Raw genomic sequence first — 2,746 nt, forward strand, 5'->3', positions numbered from 1 at the left:
GGGAGCCAGTGGGGGTGCGGCCCGGCGGGGTTCGCGCGGTCCGCCACGGGGGGCCGCCCGCCCGCCACGCAGCACGATCATCCCACGCAGCACCTCGTCGACGAGGACGTCGGCGTCGGCCGACCCGGCGGCCGGCGCCGTGACCACGGCCCGTAGCAGCCAGCGCGGTCCGTCGAAGCCGAGCACACGCACCAGCCAGGCCTCCCCACCAGGCGCCGCCCCCGCACCGGCGGGCATCTCGGCCGTGAGCCGAAGCTCCGCCCCGCAGTCGCCGATGGTTTCCACGACCGACCCACGCGCACCCGGCCCACACGCACCCGGCTCACAGGCACCCGGCTCGCTCCAGCGGGCGAGGGCCGCGAGCCGCTCGACGGGCGACGCGCGCAGCTCGGCGCGGGCTTCCTCCCACAGACCCTGGCTCTTCGGCGCGGCATACGCGGTGAGCGTCATCGCCGCCCGACCGGCGCTCACCTCGACGGTGACGACGCGGCCGGAGGCCGGATCCGCTCGCAGGTCGACGGCGACGCCGGCCGGCACGGGGACGACGAGCGAGCCCAGATCGAGCCGGCGAACCCGGTCGTTCGGCGCGTCGGCGAGGTCGTAGGGACCCCGGGACGGCCCATGGCGGCCGGCGGGGACGCCCGCGGGATAGTCCGATCGGTCATCGGCGGCGGCGCCGAGACGGTTGCGGCCGAACCTTCCGAACATCCCGACCGCCCTCTCCACCTGGCAACCCGTCCAGGATCGCCGATCTCCCGGCCGGTGTCGACGCGGACCGGCAGACGGGGACGCTCAGGGTGACCTCCAACCGGTGTGCACCCGTTGGGTGGACCGAGGGTAGGTTCGGGCGGGTGAGCGGAGTTCGACAGCCCCAGCCGGCGACGCACCCGGGCGGCCCCCGCCCGCCTCATCGAGCCGCATGATCGGCGCCGCGGGCGCGTCCACGACCGTGATCACGGCGTCCGCTCCGCTGAGCGACATCGGTCACTGGGCTCGCGGCAGCGGGCTGGAGGTCGTGCTGCTGGTGACGGGGGCGGCGCTGCTCACCCGGCTGGCGACCTGGCTCGGCGACCGCGTCACCAGTCGGATCGACATACCCGCCACCGGTACCGACCGGGTGGTACGCACGGAGGCGGCCAAGCACCGGCACGCCGTCGCCCAGGTCGTCACCTGGACCGTGCTGGTCATCGTCTACTGCCTGACGGCGGTGCTGGTGCTGCAGCGCTTCGGCGTGCCCCTGACGGGTTTCGTCGCGCCGGCGACGATCGTCGGTGTCGCCCTCGGCTTCGGCGCGCAGCGGGTCGTGCAGGACATCCTCGCCGGGTTCTTCATCATCGCCGAGCGCCAGTACGGGTTCGGTGACCTGATCCGCCTGCTCGTCGCCGGCGGGCCGGCGGCCGGGTCGACCGGCACGGTCGAGGAGGTGACGCTGCGCATCACCCGGATCCGGACGTCCAGTGGTGAGGTCGTCACCACGTCCAACGGACAGATCGTCCAGGTGATCAACCTGTCCCGGGACTGGGCCCGCGCGATCGTCGACGTGCCCATCCCGGCGACCGCGGACCTCACCACCGTCAGCGACCTGCTCAACCGGGTCGGCGCCGAGGCGTACACGGACGAGACCCTGCACACCCTGCTCCTCGACGCCCCGACCGTGATGGGAGTGGAGAGCATGGACCTCGACGAGTTCAAGATCAGAGTCGTGGCCCGCACCCAGCCGGGCCGGCAGTTCGAGGTGGGCCGGACGCTGCGGGCTCGCATCGGCACCGCCCTGCTGCGGGAGGGCATCATCGTGCCCACCGATCTCGACACCGCCGCCCCCACCTCGTCGTGACCCGCCCCGACCTGGTGACCCGCCCCGACCTCAGGACCCGCCCCGGTCTGGTGACCCGCCCCGACCTCAGTACCCGCCCCGACCCGATTAGGCGGTGCCGGGTATGACCTCGCTGTCCTCGCTGCGCCCGGTCCAGTTCCTGCACTCGATCCACATGCGCCGCTCCACCATCGCGCTGGTGGTGTTCTTCCTGCTGACCGTGGCGCTGTACCTGCTGGTCCGCCCGACGCCCGAGCACATCGTCCAGGACCGCCGCTCGGCGCAGACCACGCAGTCGACCAGGACCGACGGGTCGGACGACAGTGCCGTGGTGAGCCCAGCCAGGCCGAGGCACGCCACCCCGCGGCCGACCGACCCCGTGACGCCCACGTCGACTCCGACGTCGACCGCCACCGGAGATCCGGCGGCCACGGCGACCCCCACCACGCCGTCGACCCTGCTCTCCCCGACCGCGACCGCCGACACCGGCTCGGGCCTGCGACCGGACGGCTCCGCGGCGACGCCGGGTGTGACCGTGCCGGCCCCCGCCGCCACGCCCGGCCCCGGCTCGTCGGGGACCACCCCCCAGCCGTAATCCGCCCGCCCGAAGCCGCCCCCATACCGCCCCCCACCGCTAGCCACCAAGCCATCAAACCGCCCGACCTCAGACCACAGAAGGACCACGCATGGCCGCCCGAAAGTGGGGATATGGACCAGTCGGTTGGGTAGAGACCGGCCATGACCACGCCGCCCACCCCCGCATCGCCCGAGGGCGGTGCCCCGCGAGCCGGGGCCGGTCCTACCGGATCACCGGTGTCGACGACCGAGCCGATTCCCGCCGCCCAGATGCCGACCGGTGCACCGCCGCCGGCCGCCGCGTTCCCGGCGCCGTCCGCGCCCGCCGACGCCCCGTACGGCCAGGCACCCCAGCCC

3 protein-coding genes are annotated in these 2,746 nt (G+C 74.1%); 2 read left to right on the forward strand and 1 reads right to left on the reverse strand.

Annotated elements, in window-relative coordinates:
* Window positions 1–708 (reverse strand): DUF3710 domain-containing protein (locus tag ND748_RS29540; RefSeq protein ID WP_251749476.1); only part of this gene is annotated, 708 nt, incomplete at its 3' end.
* A gap of 211 nt (window positions 709–919) precedes the next feature.
* Between ND748_RS29540 and ND748_RS29545 the strand changes: the two genes are divergently transcribed.
* Together ND748_RS29545 and ND748_RS29550 are read left to right on the forward strand one after the other, a co-directional pair.
* On the forward strand, window positions 920–1,834 hold the full coding sequence (locus ND748_RS29545; RefSeq protein WP_251749477.1) for a mechanosensitive ion channel family protein: 915 nt from the start codon (window positions 920–922) through the stop codon (window positions 1,832–1,834).
* A 103-nt stretch (window positions 1,835–1,937) separates the two neighbouring features.
* Window positions 1,938–2,408: a hypothetical protein gene (locus ND748_RS29550; protein WP_251749478.1), complete on the forward strand. Its 471-nt coding sequence runs from the start codon at window positions 1,938–1,940 to the stop codon at window positions 2,406–2,408.
* Window positions 2,409–2,746 lie beyond the last annotated feature (338 nt).

The organism is Frankia sp. AiPs1 (assembly GCF_023716945.1).
In the GTDB taxonomy this organism is placed as follows: domain Bacteria; phylum Actinomycetota; class Actinomycetes; order Frankiales; family Frankiaceae; genus Frankia.

Bases quoted from the DNA above. Each gene is read 5' to 3' on its own strand.
- ND748_RS29545 (WP_251749477.1), top strand. From the start codon at position 920: ATGATCGGCGCCGCGGGCGCGTCCACGACCGTGATCACGGCGTCCGCT.
- ND748_RS29550 (WP_251749478.1), top strand. From the start codon at position 1,938: ATGACCTCGCTGTCCTCGCTGCGCCCGGTCCAGTTCCTGCACTCGATC.